Raw genomic sequence first — 18,704 nt, 5'->3', positions numbered from 1 at the left:
GCCGGTCAGGGCAGGTCGGGGATGCGGCCGAGGATCGCGGTGGTGTCCAGGCCGGTCGGCAGGGTGCCGTAGGCGAGGCCGGAGCGCCCGCCGAGGCGGGTGGCGGTGAAGGCTTCGGCGACGGCGGGGTGGCCGTGGCGCAGCAGGAGGGACGCCTGGAGGGCGAGGGCGAGCCGTTCGACCAGGTGGCGGGTGCGGTACTCCAGGTGCTCGGGGTCGGCGAGGTCCTTGCGGAGGGCGGCGAGGGCGCCGTCGTAGTGGGCGTCGAGCCCGCTCGCGGTGTCGAGTTCGGCGAACACGGCCGCCAGGCTCTCCGGTTGGCGGGCCATCGCGCGCAGCGCGTCGAGCGCGGCGACGTTGCCGGAGCCCTCCCAGATGGAGACCAGCGGGGCCTCCCGGTAGAGCCGGGGCATGCCGGACTCCTCGACGTAGCCGTTGCCGCCCAGGCACTCGAGCGCTTCGGCGGCGTGGCCGGGGCCGCGCTTGCAGACCCAGTACTTGGCGACGGCCAGGCCGAGCCGCCGGAAGCGCGCCTCCTGCTCGTCCCCGGCCAGCGCCCGGTCGGTGGCCTCGGCCAGCCGCATGGCGATCGCCGTGGCGGCCTCGGACTCGACGACCAGGTCGGCGAGGACGTTGCGCATCAGCGGCTGGTCGACCAGGTCCTTGCCGAAGGCCCGCCGGTGGCCGGCGTGGTGCAGGGCGCGCAGGGCGCCGTGGCGCATCGCGGAGGCGGCGCCGGTGGTGCAGTCGAGGCGGGTCATGTTGACCATCTCGATGATGGTGCGCACGCCGCGGCCCTCCTCGCCGACCAGCCAGCCCACCGCGTCCTCGTACTCGATCTCCGCGGAGGCGTTGGACTTGTTGCCGAGCTTGTCCTTGAGGCGTTGCAGGCGCAGCGCGTTGCGGGTGCCGTCGGGCAGGACGCGGGGCAGCAGGAAGCAGGAGAGGCCGCCGGGGGCCTGGGCGAGGGTGAGGAAGACGTCCGACATCGGGGCGGAGGTGAACCACTTGTGGCCGGTGAGGCGGTGGGTGCCGTCGCCCGCGGGGACGGCGCGGGTGGTGTTGGTGCGGACGTCGGAGCCGCCCTGCTTCTCGGTCATCGACATGCCGGCGATCAGTCCGCGCTTGCCGTGCGGTTCGCGCAGGCCGAAGTCGTACTCCCGGGCGGTGAGCAGCGGTTCGTAGGCGGCGGCGAGTGCGGGGGTGGTGCGCAGGGCGGGGACGGCGGCGTAGGTCATCGAGACCGGGCAGGTGTGTCCGGCCTCGACCTGGCCCCAGACGTGGAACTTGGCGGCGCGGGCGGTGTGCGCGCCGGGGCGGTCGTCGCGCCAGGGGGCGGCGTGCAGGCCGTGTTCGACCGCGGTGCGCATCAACTCGTGCCAGTACGGGTGGAACTCGACCTCGTCGACGCGGTGGCCGTAGCGGTCGTGGGTGCGCAGGACGGGCGGGTTGTCGTTGGCCAGGCGGGCCCAGTCGGCGGCCTGTTCGGTGCCGGCCAGGCGGCCGAGGGCGTGCAGCTCCTCGACGGCCCAGTCGGCGCCGGCCCGGTGCAGGGCGTCCAGCAGGGTGGGGTCGGCGGCGACGTCGTGGCCGTACGGGGCGGGCACCTGGTTGGTGACCTCGTGGGTGGTTGCCATCAGTGGCCTCCGAGGGCGCGCAGGGTGAAGGTGACGATCTCGGGCAGGACGGTCCCGGGCGGGCGGCCGTCGGTGAGCGGTCCGACCAGGGCCTCGGCGACCGCGCCGACGATCGCGGCGGCGGTCAGTTCGGCGTTCTGGGCGGGGAGGCGGCCGAGCGCGGCGGCCCGGTCGATCCGGGTGGCGATCAGGTCGCGGAAGGCGCGGCGGAAGACCAGGCGTTCGGCCTCGACGTCCTGGTCGGCGGGTTCGGCGAGCAGCGCGTAGGCGAGGCGGGGGGCCTGGAGGGCGCGGGCCGCGAAGGTGGCGACCAGGGCGGCGATGCCGTCGAGCGGGTCGGCGGCGCGTTCGGCGGCCTCGGTGACGGCGGTGATCTCGCGTCCGCAGACGGTGCGGAACAGGGTGACGGCGAGGTCGGCCTTGCCGTCGAAGTGCCGGTAGACGCTGCCGGTGGCGATGCCGGCGCGTTCGGCGACGGCGGACACCGAGCAGCCGGCGTAGCCGCGTTCGGCGAGCAGGGCGGTGGCGGCCCGCAGGACGGTCTCGCGGCGGTCGTCCAGCCGGGCCTGGACGGCGGCGGTGCGTCGGTAGGCCATGGAAAGGATTGAAGCACTGATTCACTGCTTCACGGAAGGGCCCGGCCGGGGCTTCCCGGTGCTCTCGGGGGCCGTCCGGCCGCGGAACGCGCGCAGCCACCCGCGGAGGGGAGCGCGGGTGGCTGCGGAGGGGGTGCGGCTGCGGGCCTACGGGCGGGGCAGCACGCAGCCGGACCGGGTCAGGTCGAGCACGTTGCCCGGGGCGAAGCAGTTGGGGATGGTGTAGGTCTCCTGGGCGTAGCCGATGCCCTGGTGGATGGTCACGGTGCCGTTCTGGTCGACCTCGCAGGGGTTGTCCAGGGTGCAGCGCTGGCCGTCCTCGTTGATCGTGTTGTTCACGGCGACGACCTGGCCGCTGCCGGCGTCGACCACCGGCGAGCCGGAGGTGCCGCCGATGATGTTGCAGCCGGAGGTGTAGCGGACCGAGTCCTTGAAGGTCCAGCTGGACTCCTTGAGCCGGTACGCGAAGCCGTCCACGCTGCAGGAGTAGATCTTCTTCCAGTAGCCGGAGACCACCTTGATCGCGCTGCCGGCCACCGGGTGGGCGGTGGCCATGGTCAGCGGGGATATCCCGTAGGTGTTCCTGATCGTGGCGTAGCTGCTGCTCAGCCGGTAGAGGGTGACGTCGGTGTCGGTCATCGTCGAGTAGAGGACCCGGTTGGCCTTGACGGTGCCGAGGTTGCCGCCGCTGGAGCTGAGCAGGGTGAAGCTGCGGCTGGACGACTGGTTGGTGATCACCTGGCCGGCCGCGGGCATGCCGCTCTCCAGGCAGTGCCCGTTGGTGAGGATCAGCCCGGGGTCGCTGTCCACCGAGTTGGGCATCCGCACCAGCGAGCCGGAGCAGTTGCTGAGCGCGACCGTCCCGGCGAAGTTGACGGTGGCGGCGGACGCGGGGGCGGCGTTGACCAGGGCGGTGGCCCCGGCGAGCACGAGCGCGCAGAGCGCGCCGGTGAGCGGCTTCTTCATGAGGGTGCCTCTCAGGGGGTGTGGGGGTACCACTGGGGTTCCCCTAAATTGGCGCGCCCATGACACTGTGTCAAGAGTGCACCCGCCCCTGACGGGCCGTCAGTCCGCCGTCCAGTGACGGCTCCCCAGGTTGATCAGCCGCAGCTGGGTGCGCACCGTCCGCGCGATCGCCGCCCGCTCCTCCGGGCCCGCCTCGACCAGGGCCAGCGCGGTGGAGACCATCCGGTCCACGTACAGCTCCGCCAGCATCCGGCGGTCCCGCGCCGACCAGTCGGCGGTGTCCGGCTGGACGGCCAGCAGGGCCGCCAACTCCTCGGCGAACCGGTCCAGTTCAGCCGCGACGGCGTCCCGTACGGGCTTCACCCCGCCGTGCCGCTCGCGGGCCAGGAACCGGACGTACGCGGGGTGCGCCGCCACGTGCGCGGCGATCACCTCGACCGAGCGGTCGATCAGCAGCTCGGCCTCGCCGCGGCCCGCGAACACCGCCCGGATCATCCCGTGCAGGTTGGCCAGCGACTCCTCCACCAGCACCACGCCGAGCTCCGCGAGGTCCGCGAAGTGCCGGTAGAAGCCGGCCGGCGAGAGGCCGGCGGCCCGGGTCACCTCGCGCACCCCCAGGCCGCTCAGGTTCTGCTCCGCCAGCAGGCCGAGGGCGGCGTCCAGCAGGGCGCGGCGGCTGGCCTGCTTCCGAGCCTGGCGGACACCTGGGGCGGAGTGCGTCGTCACGGCTTTCAGTAAACAGTCGTTTGCCGAATTTGGCCAGCCCCCGTAGAGTACGGAACGGCAATCAGCGAACACTCGTTCACCGAAAGCGGAGGTGCCGCCATGCTGCTCGTCGCCCTGATCGCGCTGGCCCTGATCGCCTGGGCCATCACCCACCTCTCCGTCCCGGTCCTGCTGGCCGCCCTCGCCGTAGGTGCCGCGTGGGCCCTGTTCGGCAAGCACCACCGCGGCACCGGGCGGCCGACCCGCCGGTGAGGGGGCGGGCCGCCGGTGAGGGGGCCGGCTCGGCCCGGGGTCACACCGCCAGCGGCCTGATCGCGGTCGGGGCGTCGCCGGGCGCGGTGGCCAGCTCCTCCCACTCCACGACCTTGTCGATGTCCGCGGCGGCCATCGAGATGTTGGTGACCCGCTCCAGGACCGCCTCGACCACCACCGGGACGCGGAACTCCGCGGCCAGCTTCTTCGCCCGCTCGAACGCGGGCAGCAGTTCCTCGGGCCGGGTGACCCGGATCGCCTTGCAGCCCAGGCCCTCGACCACCCGGACGTGGTCGACGCCGTAGACGCCCAGCTCGGGGGCGTTGATGTTCTCGAACTCCAGCTTGACCTGGAAGTCGATGTCGAAGGTGCGCTGCGCCTGCCGGATCAGCCCGAGGTAGGCGTTGTTGACCAGCACGTGGACGTACGGGATGCGGTGCTGCGCGCCGACCGCCAACTCCTCGATCATGAACTGGAAGTCGTAGTCGCCGGAGAGCGCGACCACCTGCCCCTCCGGGTCGGCGGTGGCGACGCCGAGGGCGGCCGGGACGGTCCAGCCGAGCGGTCCGGCCTGGCCGCAGTTGATCCAGTGCCGGGGCCGGTAGACGTGCAGCAGCTGCGCGCCGGCGATCTGCGAGAGCCCGATGGTGGTGACGTACCGGGTCTCGGGGCCGAAGGCCCGGTTCATCTCCTCGTAGACCCGCTGCGGCTTGAGCGGCACGTCGTCGAAGTGGGTCCTGCGCTGGAGCTCGGCCCGCCGCCGCTGGGTGCTCGCGGCCCACTCCCGGCGGTCCTTCAGCTCCCCGGCGGCGGCCAGTTCGCGGGCCACCTCCAGCAGCAGCACCAGCGCGGCCCGCGCGTCGGAGGCGATGCCCAGCTCGGGCGGGAAGATCCGGCCGAGCTGGGTGGGCTCGACGTCGATGTGGACGAACTTCCGGCCCGCGGTGTAGACGTCCAGGCCGCCGGTGTGGCGGTTGGCCCAGCGGTTGCCGATGCCGAGCACGAAGTCGGAGGCGAGGAAGTTCTCGTTGCCGTAGCGGTGCGAGGTCTGCAGGCCGACCATGCCCGCGTTGAGCCCGTGGTCGTCCGGGACGACGCCCCAGCCCATCAGCGTGGGCACCACCGGGACGCCGGTCAACTCGGCGAACTCCAGCAGCAGTTCGGCCGCGTCGGCGTTGACGACGCCGCCGCCGGCCACGATCAGCGGCCGCTCGGACTCCTGGAGCAGCGCGATCGCCTTCTCGATCTGGGTCCGGTTGGCGGCGGGCTTGTAGACCGGCAGCGGCTGGTACGCCTCGGGGTCGAACTCGATCTCGGTGAGCTGGACGTCGATCGGCAGGTCGACCAGGACCGGCCCGGGCCGCCCGGAGCGCATCAGGTGGAACGCCTGCTGGAACACCCCGGGGACCTGCGCGGCCTCCAGCACGGTGGTGGCGGCCTTGGTGACCGGCTTGGCGATCGAGGCGATGTCGACGGCCTGGAAGTCCTCCTTGTGCAGCCGGGCGACCGGCGCCTGGCCGGTGATGCACAGGATCGGGATCGAGTCGGCGGTGGCCGAGTACAGGCCGGTGATCATGTCGGTGCCGGCCGGGCCGGACGTCCCGACGCAGACGCCGATGTTGCCCGCCTTCGCCCGGGTGTAGCCCTCGGCCATGTGGGAGGCGCCCTCGACGTGCCGGGCCAGGGTGTGCCGGATGCCGCCGGCCGCCTTGAGCGCGGCGTAGAAGGGGTTGATCGCGGCGCCGGGCACACCGAACGCCACCTCGACGCCTTCGAGCTTGAGGATCTCCACGGCCGCGCGGGCGGCTGTCATGCGGGGCATCGGCTACTCCTGCCGTCGACGCTTCTTCCGCGATGCGGAAGAATAGTTTTGGGATGCGAAAGCAAGCTAAGGCGGCCGCGCCGGGGTCGTCAAGGTGCGTTTCAACAAACCGTTGCAGAGTCGCGTCCCGGGGCCGCTCCCCCGCCGCCACCGGCTGTCCGTTTTTCACCAGGCCCTGTCGGCCCGGCACCTCGCCCACCTGCCCGGAACGCCCGTACGGTCGTGCTGTCGACGGAAAACGCCAAGCGCCGGGCCCACTACGGCCCCGGCGGACCCGGCGGCCTCGGCGATCCGCAGCAGACCCACCAGAGGAGACACCCCCGCGATGAGCACCATCACCCTGTACGGCGCCACCGGCACCATCGGCTCCCGCGTGCTGGACGAGGCGCTGCGCCGCGGCCACACCGTGACCGCCGTGGTCCGCGACCCCGCCAAGCTGACCGCCGCCCACCCGGCGCTGACCGTGGCGGTCGGCGACGTGCTCGACCCGGCCTCGGTGGCCGAGCACGCCAAGGGCGCCGACGTGGTGGTCAGCGCGGTCGGCGGCGGCGATGGGCCGGGCCACCAGGCGCTGATCGCGCCGTCCTTCGAGTCGCTGGTGGCGGGGCTGCGCACGCTGGGCGCCGACGCGCCGCGGCTGGTCACGGTGGGCGGCGCGGGCTCGCTGCGCACCCCCGACGGCAAGCGGGTCTGGGACGCCGAGGGCCTGCCGGAGTTCCTGCTGCAGATCATGCACGCCCACGGCGACGCGCTCGACTACCTGCGCACCGTCACCGACCTGCGCTGGACCAACCTCTCCCCGGCCGGCACCATCGCCCCCGGCGAGCGCACCGGCGGCTACCGCGAGGGCCTGGAGGACCTGCTGATCGGCGCCGACGGCGAGAGCCGGATCTCCACCGAGGACTACGCGGTGGCGCTGCTGGACGAGGTCGAGCACCCGAAGCACCTCGGCGAGCGCTTCACCGTCGCGTACTGACCGGGCGCGCCGCGCACCGCGCGCTGGACCGGGCGCCGGATTCGGGTACGGCACCCCGGATCGGAGTACGCCGGAGGGCCCCGGAACGCGTTCCGGGGCCCTCCGCGCTCTCCCCGGCTCAGTCGGGGATGACCAGGGCGGGGGTGTCCCGGGTGAGCACCTCGCCGCGGAAGAACGCCGGGCTGCGGCGCATCATGACGGCCATCACCACCAGCCCGAGGGCCAGCAGCCCGGCCCCGACCACGAAGACCGAGCCGACGCCGAACACCGAACTGCCGCTGCCGTACGAGGGGTCGGCCATGTCGACCAGCGACTTGACGAAGATCGCGGCCAGGGTGAGCCCGCCGATCAGCGGGAAGACGCACTTGAGCAGCGCGTCGCGGACCGAGGCCCGCAGGTCGCGGCGGAAGTACCAGGCGCAGGCGAACGCGGTCAGCGAGTAGTAGAAGCAGATCATCAGGGTCAGCGCGGCGATGGTGTCGGCCAGCACGTGCGAGCTGACCAGGGTCATCACGGTGTAGAACACGCCGGTGCCGACGCCCGCGGTGACGATCGCCCGGCCGGGGGTCTTGTGGCGCTCGTTGACGGTGGTGAAGGAGGCGGGCAGCGCCTCGTACACGCTCATCGCCAGCACGGTGCGGCTGACCGGGATGAAGGTGGTCTGCAGGCTCGCGGAGGCGGAGGCCAGCACCGCGACGAACAGCAGCACGCCCAGGCCGGTGCCCATCACCGGGCCGGCCAGCACGGCGAGCACGTTGGAGGAGGTCTCCGGGTTGCCCAGGCCGGTGCCGGTGGTGCCGGTGCCCGCGTACATCTGCACCGCGACGGCGGTGAACAGGTAGGAGCCGACCAGCACCGCCATGGCGAGCATCGCGGCCCGGCCGGGGGTCTTCTCGCTGCCGCCGGTCTCCTCGTTGGCGCTCAGGCAGGCGTCCCAGCCCCAGTACATGAAGAGCGAGAGCGACAGGCCCGCCACGAAGGAGGTGAACGAGCCGGCCCGGAACGGGTCGAGCCAGCTCCAGGAGAAGTCCAGCGAGCCGGCCGCGCCGCGGCCGGTGGCCTTGGCGATCGCCATCACGCCGAACAGGGCGAGGACCGCCAGTTGGAGCCCGACCAGGGCGTACTGGACGCCCTTGGTGGCGGTCATGCCGCGGTAGCTGATCAGGGTGGCGACCGCGATCAGGGCCAGGCAGGTGACCACGTGGATCAGCTTGTCGTCGTTGAGCGCGGCCACCGAGTCGCTGCGGGTGATCTCGCCCAGCAGCAGGTACAGGTACTCGGTGGCGACGCCCGCCAGGTTGGACAGCACGATGATGGTGGCGATCACCAGGCCCCAGCCGCACATCCAGCCGACCTTGGGGCCGAACGCCTTGACCGTCCAGGTGAACGAGGTGCCGCTGTCCGGGATCGCCTTGTTCAGCTCCCGGTAGGCGAAGGCCACCAGCATCATCGGCAGGAAGCCGGCCAGGAAGAGGGCCGGCATCTGGAGGCCGACGGCGGCCACGGTGGTGCCCAGGGTGGTGGTCAGGCAGTACACCGGGGCCACGGTGGACACGCCGATCACCGCGTTGCCGAGCAGGCCCACCGAGTTGCTGTCGAGGCCCTTGGAGCGGACGCCCCCGGGGGCACTGGCGGCGGCGTCGGCGCCAGGGCTCGGGCGGTTGTGGAGCTGAACCATGCCGGAACCGTAACCCCCACTGTTTCCGCAGCAGGCCGAGGCGGAAGCCAGCAGATCGCCTTGGTTTCATCGCGATGATAGGGTTCGTTTCCGTTGATTACATGATCTTCGAGTGCTTATCGCCTTCGTTTCGGCCTTCCGAGCCGGTGCTCGACCGGGGACGAAAACCGCACCCCACCCCGTTTCCGCCTTTTCGGTCATGAGTATGAGAAACGCCACATACCCGTGCGAAGCGGAACCGACCGTTCGGGCACCTCTGGTTTCCGCCGCCCGCGGGCCCCTATCGTTCCCCCGTCACTCCAGGGAGGGGACCGGCATGACCGGCACGCTGACGTCCGACACCGAGATCCGCACCGTCCGGGCCGGCCGCCCCGGCCCCGGGCCCGTCCGCTGCTCCGTCGGCGACCTGCTGCTCGCCGACCTGCCCGTCTCCGTGGTCTTCTTCCACGACCGGCCGCTCGACCCCGACGCCCTCGCCGACGGCCTCGCCCGCGCCCTCGGCCACCTCCCCGAGTTCGCCGGCCGGCTGCGCACCGACGACGGCGGCGGCCTCTGGATCGACCCCGACGACTCCGGCGTCCCCTTCACCGTCGCCGACGCCCCCTACACCCTCACCGAGGCCCTCGACCGGATGGTCCTGCCCGCCAACGGCCTGGTCGACCACGTCCGGGCCGGCCAGGCCCGCCGCGAACCGCTGCCGCTGCTCACCGTCCGCCTCAACCGGCTCGCCGACGGCGCCGCCGCGCTCGGCGTCTCCTGGCACCACGCCGTCGGCGACATGCAGACCTTCGCCCTGCTGATGCGCACCTGGTCCGCGTGCACCGAGGGCACCGCCCTCCCCGAGGTCCTCCGCGCGCCCGACCGGGACCTCCAGCTCGACGCCCACCTCCCCGCCGAGGACTGCGGCACCCCCGCCCTGCGGCTGCCCGACCCCGCCGAGGCCGCCGAACTGCGCCGCGCCATCGCTGGCGCCCCGCTCGCCAACCGCACCGTGCAGGTCTGGTTCTCCCCCGCCGAGACCGACCGCCTGCGCACCGCGTACAGCACCGAGGCCGGCCGCCGCCTCTCCGCCAACGACGCGCTCTGCGCCCACCTGCTGCACGTCCTGCGCGAACTCGACGGCGCGGGCGACGAGGAGCAGACACTCACCATGCCGGTCAACCTCCGCCGCGTCCTCGGCCTGCCCGACGGCACCCTCGGCAACCTGCTCGGCGAGATCCGGCTGCCCTACCGCCCCGGCACCGCACCCGCCCGGTACGCCGCCGAACTGCGCACCGCAGTCGAGGAGTTCACCGAGAAGCACCTCAGCGTCCGGAGCAACCTGCGCTTCCTCGACACGATCGGCCGCGACCGCGTCACCGACTGCGTCCCGGCCGGCTTCGACCCCGCCCGCCGCACCCTCACCATCTCCAGCTGGTGCCGCCTCGGCCTCCAGGACCTCCCCCTGGCCGGCCACCGCCCGATCGCCTTCAGCCCCGCCGCGACCCTCCAACTCCCCTGGACCTCCTGGCTCGTCGAGGGCCCGCGCGGCGAAGGCCACCTCTACACCCTGGTCCTCCCCACCCGCACCGCCGCCAGGCTCCGCACCGCCACTCCCCTCCTCCACCCGCACCGCCACCCCGACGACCCCGCCCCGGCCGTCGCCCCGCGCCGACTCCTCTGAACCGCGCCCACCGTCCTCCGCCCTCCGCCCGGTGGACGGCCCGGCCCGAAACCCGCTGGCCGGAAGGCTCGTGACACCGGTAGCGTCCGGTCTCCCCCGAGCCGCACCGGCGGCCCGGCCGAGTGCGGAGAGCAGCCCCATGACCAGCGAGCGTCCGACGACGACCCTGTGGCGACCCACCGGCCCCAGGGAACTGGAACTGGTCCGCGAACTGAGCTGGCGCGCCTGGCCGCCCCGCCTGCCCGAGCAGCCGATCTTCTACCCGGTCCTCAACGAGGACTACGCGATCCGGATCGCGCGGGACTGGAACGTCAAGCACGACGGCGCCGGATTCGTGACCCGCTTCGAGGTCGAGTCGGAGTTCCTGCGCCGGTACCCCGTCCGGCAGGCGGGCGGCGAGACCATCCTCGAACTGTGGGTCCCCGCCGAGGAACTGGACGAGTTCAACACCCACCTCGTCGGCGACATCCAGGTGGTGCACGAGTTCCGGTAGCCGCCGAAGCGCCACCGGGCGCCACCAGCCGCCGCCCACGCCGAAGGCCCCGCCACCCGGTTCGGTGGCGGGGCCTTCGACCTGCATCTCCAGAGTGGGCGCAGACGGTTTCGAACCGCCGACATCCGCCTTGTAAGTTTTCTACGAGCGAGTCTCTGACCTGCGGAAACGCCAGCCATCATGAGTCTGACCTGCGAGAATGACTCTCTAGACTTCTCGCAACCTCTCCGCGATTCTCGGCTTCATACGTGTCGAATCCGTGCTGCGAAGGAGCCTGCCAGCCCCTTGATACCCGGTAGCTGGGCCATCGCAGCGACCTCGCCAGTATCGCAGGCCCGCCACTTTCTGCGCGCGCCGAGCGAAGCTGGACCTCGCGGCAGGCCCGTAGGTCGCAGCACCTCTTCATCTACTCGATCCATCACAGAGCGTAGCCAAAGAGCCAGCCTTGCACATCGAAACCGTCACCCCCAGCGACTCAACTGTCCCGCGTCAGACTTTGTGGCAGGGCTCGTTTCTCGCGGGCTCTGCCCGGAGGAGTCTGATCGACCATGGTGAGACTGCCGACGCTTCCGCCGGAGGAGAAGGTCCGGATCGTGTTGTCGATCCTGGCCGGTGAGATGACCGTCGTCGAGGCGGCGGGGCTGGCGAAGATGTCCGAGCAGTCGATCGGCACCTGGAAGCGTCATTTCCTGGAGTCGGGCCACGCAGGACTGGCCGGCAAGTCCGGCCCCAGCACTCGGGAACAGCAACTCGAATCGCAGATCGTGGACTTGGCGCAGGCGCTTGGTGAGGCTGCGATAGAGCTGTGGGTGTGGAAGAAGTCCGCGGAGGACCGGCTGGGCCCTTCGAGGACCTCGAGGTGATCCGCACCGAGACGGGGGTGCCGACCGCGAGGTTCTGCCGTCTGATCGGCGTGCCCGAGCGGACCTGGCGTCGCCACCAGGCCCGCGCCCGCCAGGACGTACCGGCTCGCGGACCGTGGCCGCGCCCGGCCCACGCTGGCGCATCCGGCCTGGGGCCACCGCAAGGTCTAGGCGATGTGCCGCCACGACGGCCACCTCGTCTCACAGGCCACCGTGCTGCGGCTGCTGCGGGACGAGGGCCTGCTGCTTGAGGCGAACTACCAGCGGGAGCGGCGCGAGCTCGCCGCCCGCCGCAAGGCCGCCTTCGCGACCAAGCCGACCGGGCCGAACCAGGTCTGGCAGCTGGACTCCTCCGAGTTCGAGACCGCCTCGGGCGGCACCTGGCGGCTCGCGGGCTACCGCGACTACCGGTCGAAGTACGAGCTCGGCTGGCACGTGTCGCCCACCGCGAACCAGCACGACACCATCGCCGCGATCAAACTCGCCATCAAGGAAGCGGAGTCGCCAGCCGGAAGGCAGCTGGCCGAGCTCGCCCCGCGCGGTGCGGACGGGACCGTGAAGCCGCTGGTCACCATCATCACCGACAACGGCGGACCGTTCCGCTCGTTCCGCATCGAGGCCTTCATCGCCACCCGACCGGAACTGCGGCACGTTCGCACCCGGGTCCGCACTCCGGGCCAGAACGGCTCACGCGAGCGCGGCTTCGGCTCGCTCAAGTACGAGAAGCCGTTCCTCGAGGAGATACCTGACGCCCTCGACCTCGTCCGGCACGCCGAGGACTACCGGCGCGACTACAACACCGTCCGACCGCACGAGGCCCTGGCATGGAACCGGCCTCACGACGTCCACACCGGCGCCGCGGACCCGCTCGTCCCCAACTTTCCCCAACCGAAAACCTGCCACCTACTTGACGCACGACACCACTTACTGCTCTGCGAGAACGGGCTGGATCATGGTTTCCAGATCTTCCGGCCCGATGGCCCGCAAGGCACGGGCCGCCATGTTCCCCTGGCGGTCGATGATGATCGTCGTCGGGATCGCTTGCGGGTTGAGGCTGTTCTTGGGGAACTTGAGGATCTCGGCGCCGTCCGGGTCGTAGATGCTCGGGTAGGTGACCCCGAAGTTCTTCTCGAACGCGACGGCGTTGGCGGGGTCGGTGTCCCGGGTGTTGATGCCGAGGAACTGGACCTGATCACCGTACTTCTGACTGGTCGCCTGTAGGCCCGAGGCCTCCCTGCGGCAAGGGCTGCACCAGGAGCCCCAGACGTTGAGGACGACCACCTTGCCGCGATAGTCGGAGAGCTTGAGGGCACCGCCGCCGTCCACATTGACACCGGTGATGTCCGGAGCTGGTGTGCGCCGCCCAACTGGCGCCTCGGCCAAGCCCTTCTTGCCTGTGACGAAACCGTTGCCATCGCCGCCACCTGAACTCGATGACGAGCATCCTGCAAGAAGAAGCGCGGAAAGAGCTGAAGCGGTTCCGCGGGCGTATAGGCGGGTGCGGGCTTGTCGAGACATGCAGCGATCCTCTCATACCGCCAAGACGGCACCGCACCACGGCTACACATATAGACAAAATGTGGGCAAATTTAAAGAACTCGGGGAAATGTAAGCAAAATCTAAGATTGCATCCAAATTGATAAATCCGTTGATTCTCGACGGCCGGGTGTGATCGAATGAATTCAGTCGGAGCCGGACCATTGTCCTGCCCGGCCAAGAGGGAAGAAGTGGGCGATTCGCCCCATTGATCTGGGGGTTTTAAATGTCATTTGCAGGGAAGCGCTTGGGGGCAGCTGCCGCGACGTTGGCGATTGCGGCGACCGTCTCGATCCTTCCGACGGGAGATGCCTCGGCCACGACTTTCGGCAGCCGACTCATCAATGTCAACTCCGGCAAGTGTCTCGAAGTCACGGACTGGAGCACCGCCAACGGTGCCGGTATTCGACAGTGGGACTGCACCGGCGGCGCCAACCAAAACTGGACCTGGGACGGCCAAGGGCGCTGGGTGAACCAGTACAGCGGCAAGTGCATGGAGATCAAGGACTGGAGTACTGGACCGGGCGGAGTGGCCGACCAGTGGGATTGCACTGCTGGCGCTAATCAGAAGTGGGACATCCTCAGCGCCGACGGCGGCAGCTACCAGTTCATACAGAACCGGAACAGCGGCCTCTATCTCGAAATTCTCGGGTGGAATACGCAGAACGGGGCAGTTGCCGACCAGTGGAGCCTCAGCAGCGGTGCCAACCAGAAGTGGAACTACACGTAGCCATCAGGGGGCGCCGCCGCCCGGATCGGAATCCCATAAAGAAGAATTCGAGTTTCCCACGTTTCCCGGTCGAGTGAAATAATCCGCACAATTTTTGACTCGGATTCGAGAGACTGCTTCACGTGAGCCGGTTCGCGATCTGGAGAATATCGGCATGATTTCCGCACTGCTGAACTGATTTTCTGGGATTCCTCCACCGGAACATCTTTCGCGCCGCCAATGCGATGGTGAGGGGCGGACGAAGGCGCTGAGCGTGGAAGGCTGATGGCCAGATTGTCATTCAAGGCCGGCGAGCCCCCGCGTCCTTCGGCGCGGGGGCTTGCCGGTTCTGCCGCCGATTTCCCCGGTATGCCGCTATGCCGCGCCTGTGTCAGCCGCCATAGCGCGGATATGACGGATGCGTGAGCGGAGGTCGAACTGCATACCGGCCCGGATTCAGGCACCACCCCTCATCTCGCCTCGCAGGGCCTCCCTTGAGCAGGCTGAACACCAAGGCTGGTATCCGCCTCGCCGTAGACCGAGCCTCGGCACATCTAGCATGGGCGCAACTCGGCGTGGGCTTCGTGGTCGCGGAAGCCCTCGACCACGGGGGTGCCGCGCGGGCCGCGCTCGACGTAGGCAAGCAGGCCGGCCAGCTGCGTGTGGGCTCGGAACCTTGATCGGTTCCGAGCCCACGTCTTTTTCATGGGTCAGGAGGTCGCGTAGAGTGCGGCGACCTGTTCGGTGCTGAGGGTGTAGGGGTAGGTGCGGGCGTCGGCGACGTTGCCGGCGGTCTTGTTGTCGAGGCTGCCGTCGGGATAGCGGTTGGCTCCGATGGTGAGGTTGCCGGTGGACGCCCAGGTGGACGGGACCACGGTGGAGCCCGCGTAGGTGCCGTTGACGTACAGCGTCATGGTCTTGCTCGTCGCGTCGTAGGTGCCGACGAGGTGGGTCCACTTCCCGGGGACGGCCGGGGAGTTGGCCGCGGCGGTGTAGTAGGCGGTGGCGGCGCTGTCGGCGGAGGTGCCGACGAACGCCCAGGTCCCGGCCGACTTGCTGTACTGCAGGTAGAAGGGGCTGCGGGTCTGGGCGGTCTGGGACATGACGGTGGAGAAGTCGTCGGTGTTGTCGATCTTCGCCCAGACGCTCACGGTGTAGCTTCCGGTGGTACCGGGGCTGGCGATGTTCGGGCTGAGCGCCCCCGCGCCGGTCCGGCCGTCGGCGCTGGCGAGCCCCGCGGAACCGGCCAGCCTGGTGCCTGACGGGGCGTCGGTGCTCCAGGTGACGCTGCCGATCGGGTTGGCCGCGATGCCCGTGCTGCCGGCCGCGTCGGTGCCCTTGACGGTCGGGTCGAGGAGCCACTGGCGGTCCCGGGGGCTGAGCGAGGTGACCGGGGTCCTGTTGGTCCGGTCGGTCGTCACCCCCACCCAGGTGGTGACGCGGCTGGTGGAGCCGACGAAGCCCCAGAGGTCGGGGATGTCGTCGCCGTTGAGGTCGCCCACCGCTCCGACCTGGGGGAACGCGGCCACGGTGAGACCGGACGCGAGGCGGCCGACCGGGCTGGCGGTCAGGCCCGTGACGGTGGTGTAGGCGACCCCGTCCGCAGTGGTGGCGGAACCGAAGGCCAAGGCGTACTGGTAGACGTCGCCCGCGGTCACCGTGCCCGAGGTGGCGCGGGCGCGCACCCAGAGCGCCGGCTTGCCGTCGGCGAGGGTGTTGCCGGGGACCATCAGGTCGTAGTTGCCCCAACTGCCGTCGCTGGTGAGTTTCGTGGGCGGACCGAAGTACGTGGCCTTGCCCGCCGAGTTGGTCCTGGTGGTGCCGAGGTTCGGGTAGTACCAGAGATTTCCCTGTTCGACTGCGAGGACACCAGTGCGCTTGCTGGGGTCAGTGGGTTTGAGGGTGGCGTCGTCGGAGCCGATCGGGGTGATCTGGCTGACGGTGGCCCAGGAACCGATGCTGCCGTAACCCGTGCAGTTCTGGACGCAGTCGGGCCGAGCGAGTGTCACGGCGGCGGCGAGATCGAATTTCCCGTTGTCCAGTTGGTTGTTCGGGTAGTAGAAGAGCTCGATCCCTCCGCCGTTTCCGTCCGTGCCGGGGTCCTTGTGGACGAACAGGCTGTCGACGTTGTCGCCTCCGTCGATCGTGCCGCGGTGGCTGGTGCGCAGGTCCTTCCAGGAGCTGCCGGGGGGCGCCTGGCCGACGGTGGCCGCGGCCGGCGCCGCCGCGAAGTCGACCCCCTGGCCGTAGTCGAGGAGCCGGCCGTCGTCGCCGGCGGCGAGGATGTCGGGGTAGCCGTCGCCGGAGACGTCGCCGTAGGCCAGGGGGGTCGGGGACCACGGGACGGAGAAGGTGTACGGGGTGAGCTGGGTCTTGTTGCCGGCGTTGTCCTCGACCTGGACGTAGACGGTGTTGGTGCCCCAGTGGGTCGGGGTCACCGGCAGCTGGGTGACCGGCAGTTGTGCGGGCAGGGTGCCGAAGTACGCGTGCTGGACGTACGGGTCGCACATGCAGGGGTTGAAGCTCCAGTGCACGGCGGCGACGCCGGAGTGCTGCAGGCCGGCCGGGAGGGCGTCGGCGGCGGTGAACGGGATCGTGCCGCTCTGGCCGACGTGCAGGGTGGTCGTCTGGCCGTTGCCGGCGGGCGGGAACTGGGTGGACAGGTCGGTGACGGCCGGGCCGTCCGCGCTGCCGGGGAGGGAGAGGGTCGGGGGCGTCAGGTCGACGCGGAAGTGGCAGGTCGGGGTCGGGCTGCCGCGCAGCAGGCCGTCGTCGCCCTTGGCCGCCCAGCCGTAGCTGTGGCCGTCCTCGAGGAAGCCGGCGGGCACCGGGTAGCTCGCCTGGTTGCCGGAGGTGACGAAGCCGCTCCAGCCCTCGGCGGACTTGCCGGTGTGCAGGTCCCAGATGCTCGCCCATTCGGTCAGCTGGCCCTGGTTGGGGGAGCGGACGGTCGAGCTGAGGCTGAGGTCCTTGGAGGTGATCCAGCCGAAGGAGGACTCCGGGACCTCCGCGCAGGACTCGAGGTCGGGCGCGTTGGGCACGCCGGTGCGCGGGGTGATCGGGCTGGTGCGCGGGTTCTGCGGCACGTCCGGGTACTTGTCGTACAGGACGCCGAGGCTGGCGCCGGTGGTCAGCCGTTTGAAGGCGTTGACGTCGCTCTCGTTCGCGGTGGCGATCTGGAAGCTGATGCTGCCGCCCGCATTGCTCCCGACGACGCCCGTCACGTCGTAGTTGAACGGGATGTTGCCCCCGCAGCCGGACGAGCCGGTACCGCCGATCTGCCGGGCCCCCAGGTAGTCCCGCCTGGTCGGCTGGGTGTTCCAGGTGGTGCCGTTGGCCAGGTTGTCGGTGCGGTAGGCGGTCACGTCGTACGTGGTCGTGCAGGACCAGTTCGCCGAGTACCGCTGCTCCAGGTTCAGCTGGGCGTAGTCGACCACCGCGCCGCCCAGCGCGGAGAGGTCGAAGCGGTAGTAGGTGTGGTAGGTCGACGCCGGGCTGCAGGAGCCGCCGGCCGGGTAGGAGCCGCACCGGCCGATGCCGGGGTAGTCCGAGCTGCTGCTCCCGGTGTGGTTGTCGTTGTTGAGGGTGGGGTAGGCGGACTGGACCCAGTTCCAGAGGTTGTTGCCGACCGAGGTGGGCGTCCACGCCGGGTCGATGTACCAGGGGCCGGTGCCGCTGGCGAGCAGGTCCTGGTCGGGCGTCAGGGTGATGCCCGAGGAGTCCGTGGTGACCGGCATCCGGGCGACGCGCGCTCCCTGCCCCGGTCCGTCGGCCGAACTCCCGGCGAGGGGCGGCTCCGTGGTGTCCGAGCCGCCCGCGGTCGCGGCGGCGGCGGTGCGCGTGCGGGCGGCGGGAGCGCCCGCCGTGGTGGCCTGGCTGCTGTCCCACATCATCGGCGCCGGCGCGTGCCAGAGCGTCCTGCCGTCGGACGCGGTGGCGGTGAGGTTGTCGCCGGCGTCGGAGGAGACCGCCACGCCCGTGGTCCGGGTGCCGAAGCGGAGCGACTTGAGCGCCGGATTGGCCGCCGCCGCCGCCGACTTCAGGACGAGGACGGTGGTGAAGCCACCGAACTTGGTCGCGGTCACCTTCAGTTCGGTGTCCTGGTCGACGGTGTAGGTCAACGAGTCGCCGCTGACCCGGGGCGCGGACAGCGGCAACGGCGAGGTGAGGGAGAGCTGTTCACCACCGGGAGCGGTCAGGGTGGCGAGCTGGTCGCCCCCGCCCTTCGACAGCCGCAGGCCGCTGGGAGAGACCCGGGGCGAGTAGCTGCCGTCGGGGTTCGCCACCAGGGTGGCGTCCAGGTCGGCCCACTGGCCGTCCTTGCGCATCCGCTGCTGCTCCAGGTGCAGCGACTGGTACAGGTGGCCCTGCGGCGTCGCGTCGGTCTCGCTGAACTCGGTGGTCAGCCCGGGGACGGGCACCTGGGCGCCGGTGGACTTCGCCGAGGCCAGTGCCCGCTCGGCCTCGGACGACGCCTGGGAGGCATCGAGGTGCGACCGGTCGGCCGCCGCGACCTGGTCGGCGGTCAACCCCTCGGTCGCGGCGTGGGCGTGGGGAATCGAGGCAGGTAGTGCGCATGTCCACAGGGCCACCAGAGCGGCGAGTGACACGCGGCCGCTGAGGGGGCGGCGAGGGCGCAGGGCCATGGGCGATCTCCAACGGAAGACTCCCGCCCGGTCGGGCAGAGGACTGGGGAATGATCGGTCATGCCTCTGACCGGACCAAACGATTACCGGTCGGCTATGGCCCCTTTGTGAAGGTGTGGGCGATTGGCGCGAGACGTGAGA

General features: G+C 70.7%; 14 protein-coding genes and 1 pseudogene. 7 read left to right on the top strand and 8 right to left on the bottom strand.

What is annotated here, in order from left to right; genetic code table 11:
- Positions 1-5 precede the first annotated feature (5 nt).
- The 4 genes from ACIP60_RS21440 to ACIP60_RS21425 form a co-directional block, all read right to left on the bottom strand.
- Entirely contained in the window at positions 6-1,637 is a 1,632-nt protein-coding gene (locus tag ACIP60_RS21440; protein ID WP_400686726.1) for an acyl-CoA dehydrogenase family protein, read from the bottom strand.
- Positions 1,637-2,233 carry a TetR/AcrR family transcriptional regulator gene (locus tag ACIP60_RS21435; RefSeq protein WP_400686724.1) on the bottom strand — a complete coding sequence of 199 codons (597 nt, stop codon included), beginning with the start codon at positions 2,231-2,233 and terminating at the stop codon, positions 1,637-1,639. Before ACIP60_RS21435 ends, ACIP60_RS21440 begins: the two co-directional genes overlap by 1 nt.
- Positions 2,234-2,380: 147 nt before the next feature.
- Positions 2,381-3,199 carry a trypsin-like peptidase domain-containing protein gene (locus tag ACIP60_RS21430; protein ID WP_400686722.1) on the bottom strand — a complete coding sequence of 273 codons (819 nt, stop codon included), beginning with the start codon at positions 3,197-3,199 and terminating at the stop codon, positions 2,381-2,383.
- A gap of 99 nt (positions 3,200-3,298) precedes the next feature.
- Entirely contained in the window at positions 3,299-3,925 is a 627-nt protein-coding gene (locus tag ACIP60_RS21425; protein ID WP_400686720.1) for a TetR family transcriptional regulator, read from the bottom strand.
- Positions 3,926-4,024: 99 nt separating this feature from the next.
- Here ACIP60_RS21425 and ACIP60_RS21420 point away from each other — a divergent pair, with 99 nt between their 5' ends.
- Positions 4,025-4,177 carry a hypothetical protein gene (locus ACIP60_RS21420; protein WP_400686718.1) on the top strand — a complete coding sequence of 51 codons (153 nt, stop codon included), beginning with the start codon at positions 4,025-4,027 and terminating at the stop codon, positions 4,175-4,177.
- A gap of 40 nt (positions 4,178-4,217) precedes the next feature.
- Here the strand turns inward: ACIP60_RS21420 and gcl are convergent, their stop codons facing one another.
- A complete protein-coding gene (gene gcl / locus ACIP60_RS21415) occupies positions 4,218-5,999 on the bottom strand; it encodes a glyoxylate carboligase (RefSeq protein WP_400686716.1) in 1,782 nt (593 codons plus the stop codon).
- A 325-nt stretch (positions 6,000-6,324) separates the two neighbouring features.
- Between gcl and ACIP60_RS21410 the strand changes: the two genes are divergently transcribed.
- Positions 6,325-6,975, top strand: a complete 651-nt coding sequence (locus ACIP60_RS21410; protein ID WP_400686714.1) for an NAD(P)-dependent oxidoreductase — start codon at positions 6,325-6,327, stop codon at positions 6,973-6,975.
- A gap of 118 nt (positions 6,976-7,093) precedes the next feature.
- Here ACIP60_RS21410 and ACIP60_RS21405 read toward each other — a convergent pair whose 3' ends face one another.
- The gene (locus tag ACIP60_RS21405) at positions 7,094-8,653 is read right to left on the bottom strand and encodes an APC family permease (protein ID WP_400686712.1); all 1,560 of its coding nucleotides are present in this window, start codon (positions 8,651-8,653) and stop codon (positions 7,094-7,096) included.
- Between the two features lie 316 nt (positions 8,654-8,969).
- On the opposite strand from ACIP60_RS21405, the gene ACIP60_RS21400 reads away from it, so the two are divergent.
- From ACIP60_RS21400 to ACIP60_RS21385, 4 genes and pseudogenes are all read left to right on the top strand, one after another.
- On the top strand, positions 8,970-10,316 hold the full coding sequence (locus tag ACIP60_RS21400) for an acyltransferase (protein ID WP_400686710.1): 1,347 nt from the start codon (positions 8,970-8,972) through the stop codon (positions 10,314-10,316).
- A 139-nt stretch (positions 10,317-10,455) separates the two neighbouring features.
- A complete protein-coding gene (locus ACIP60_RS21395) occupies positions 10,456-10,809 on the top strand; it encodes a hypothetical protein (protein WP_400686708.1) in 354 nt (117 codons plus the stop codon).
- 548 nt (positions 10,810-11,357) lie between these two features.
- Positions 11,358-11,672 (top strand): transposase, encoded by a 315-nt coding sequence (locus tag ACIP60_RS21390; protein WP_400686706.1) that lies wholly within the window; start codon positions 11,358-11,360, stop codon positions 11,670-11,672.
- Positions 11,673-11,846: 174 nt separating this feature from the next.
- A pseudogene (locus tag ACIP60_RS21385) lies at positions 11,847-12,449 on the top strand (transposase); the annotation flags it as partial.
- Between the two features lie 147 nt (positions 12,450-12,596).
- Here ACIP60_RS21385 and ACIP60_RS21380 read toward each other — a convergent pair.
- Positions 12,597-13,190 (bottom strand): TlpA family protein disulfide reductase, encoded by a 594-nt coding sequence (locus ACIP60_RS21380; RefSeq protein ID WP_400686704.1) that lies wholly within the window; start codon positions 13,188-13,190, stop codon positions 12,597-12,599.
- 265 nt (positions 13,191-13,455) lie between these two features.
- On the opposite strand from ACIP60_RS21380, the gene ACIP60_RS21375 reads away from it, so the two are divergent.
- Positions 13,456-13,938, top strand: coding sequence for an RICIN domain-containing protein (locus ACIP60_RS21375; protein ID WP_400686702.1), 483 nt, complete (start codon positions 13,456-13,458; stop codon positions 13,936-13,938).
- 689 nt (positions 13,939-14,627) lie between these two features.
- Here the strand turns inward: ACIP60_RS21375 and ACIP60_RS21370 are convergent.
- Entirely contained in the window at positions 14,628-18,446 is a 3,819-nt protein-coding gene (locus ACIP60_RS21370) for a LamG-like jellyroll fold domain-containing protein (RefSeq protein ID WP_400686700.1), read from the bottom strand.
- Positions 18,447-18,704 lie beyond the last annotated feature (258 nt).

Origin of the sequence: Kitasatospora sp. NPDC088783, from assembly GCF_044750705.1 — a bacterium.
Lineage (GTDB): Bacteria > Actinomycetota > Actinomycetes > Streptomycetales > Streptomycetaceae > Kitasatospora > Kitasatospora fiedleri.
The sequence above is the reverse complement of the archived record's forward strand: the minus strand, read 5'-3'. Positions and strand labels throughout refer to the sequence as shown.

What these genes read in the sequence shown, in the direction of transcription:
- ACIP60_RS21405 (WP_400686712.1), bottom strand. Translation starts at nt 8,653, where the DNA reads ATGGTTCAGCTCCACAACCGCCCGAGCCCTGGCGCCGACGCCGCCGCC.
- ACIP60_RS21410 (WP_400686714.1), top strand. Translation starts at nt 6,325, where the DNA reads ATGAGCACCATCACCCTGTACGGCGCCACCGGCACCATCGGCTCCCGC.
- gcl (WP_400686716.1), bottom strand. Translation starts at nt 5,999, where the DNA reads ATGCCCCGCATGACAGCCGCCCGCGCGGCCGTGGAGATCCTCAAGCTC.
- ACIP60_RS21400 (WP_400686710.1), top strand. Translation starts at nt 8,970, where the DNA reads ATGACCGGCACGCTGACGTCCGACACCGAGATCCGCACCGTCCGGGCC.
- ACIP60_RS21435 (WP_400686724.1), bottom strand. Translation starts at nt 2,233, where the DNA reads ATGGCCTACCGACGCACCGCCGCCGTCCAGGCCCGGCTGGACGACCGC.
- ACIP60_RS21440 (WP_400686726.1), bottom strand. Translation starts at nt 1,637, where the DNA reads ATGGCAACCACCCACGAGGTCACCAACCAGGTGCCCGCCCCGTACGGC.
- ACIP60_RS21395 (WP_400686708.1), top strand. Translation starts at nt 10,456, where the DNA reads ATGACCAGCGAGCGTCCGACGACGACCCTGTGGCGACCCACCGGCCCC.
- ACIP60_RS21420 (WP_400686718.1), top strand. Translation starts at nt 4,025, where the DNA reads ATGCTGCTCGTCGCCCTGATCGCGCTGGCCCTGATCGCCTGGGCCATC.
- ACIP60_RS21430 (WP_400686722.1), bottom strand. Translation starts at nt 3,199, where the DNA reads ATGAAGAAGCCGCTCACCGGCGCGCTCTGCGCGCTCGTGCTCGCCGGG.
- ACIP60_RS21390 (WP_400686706.1), top strand. Translation starts at nt 11,358, where the DNA reads ATGGTGAGACTGCCGACGCTTCCGCCGGAGGAGAAGGTCCGGATCGTG.
- ACIP60_RS21380 (WP_400686704.1), bottom strand. Translation starts at nt 13,190, where the DNA reads ATGTCTCGACAAGCCCGCACCCGCCTATACGCCCGCGGAACCGCTTCA.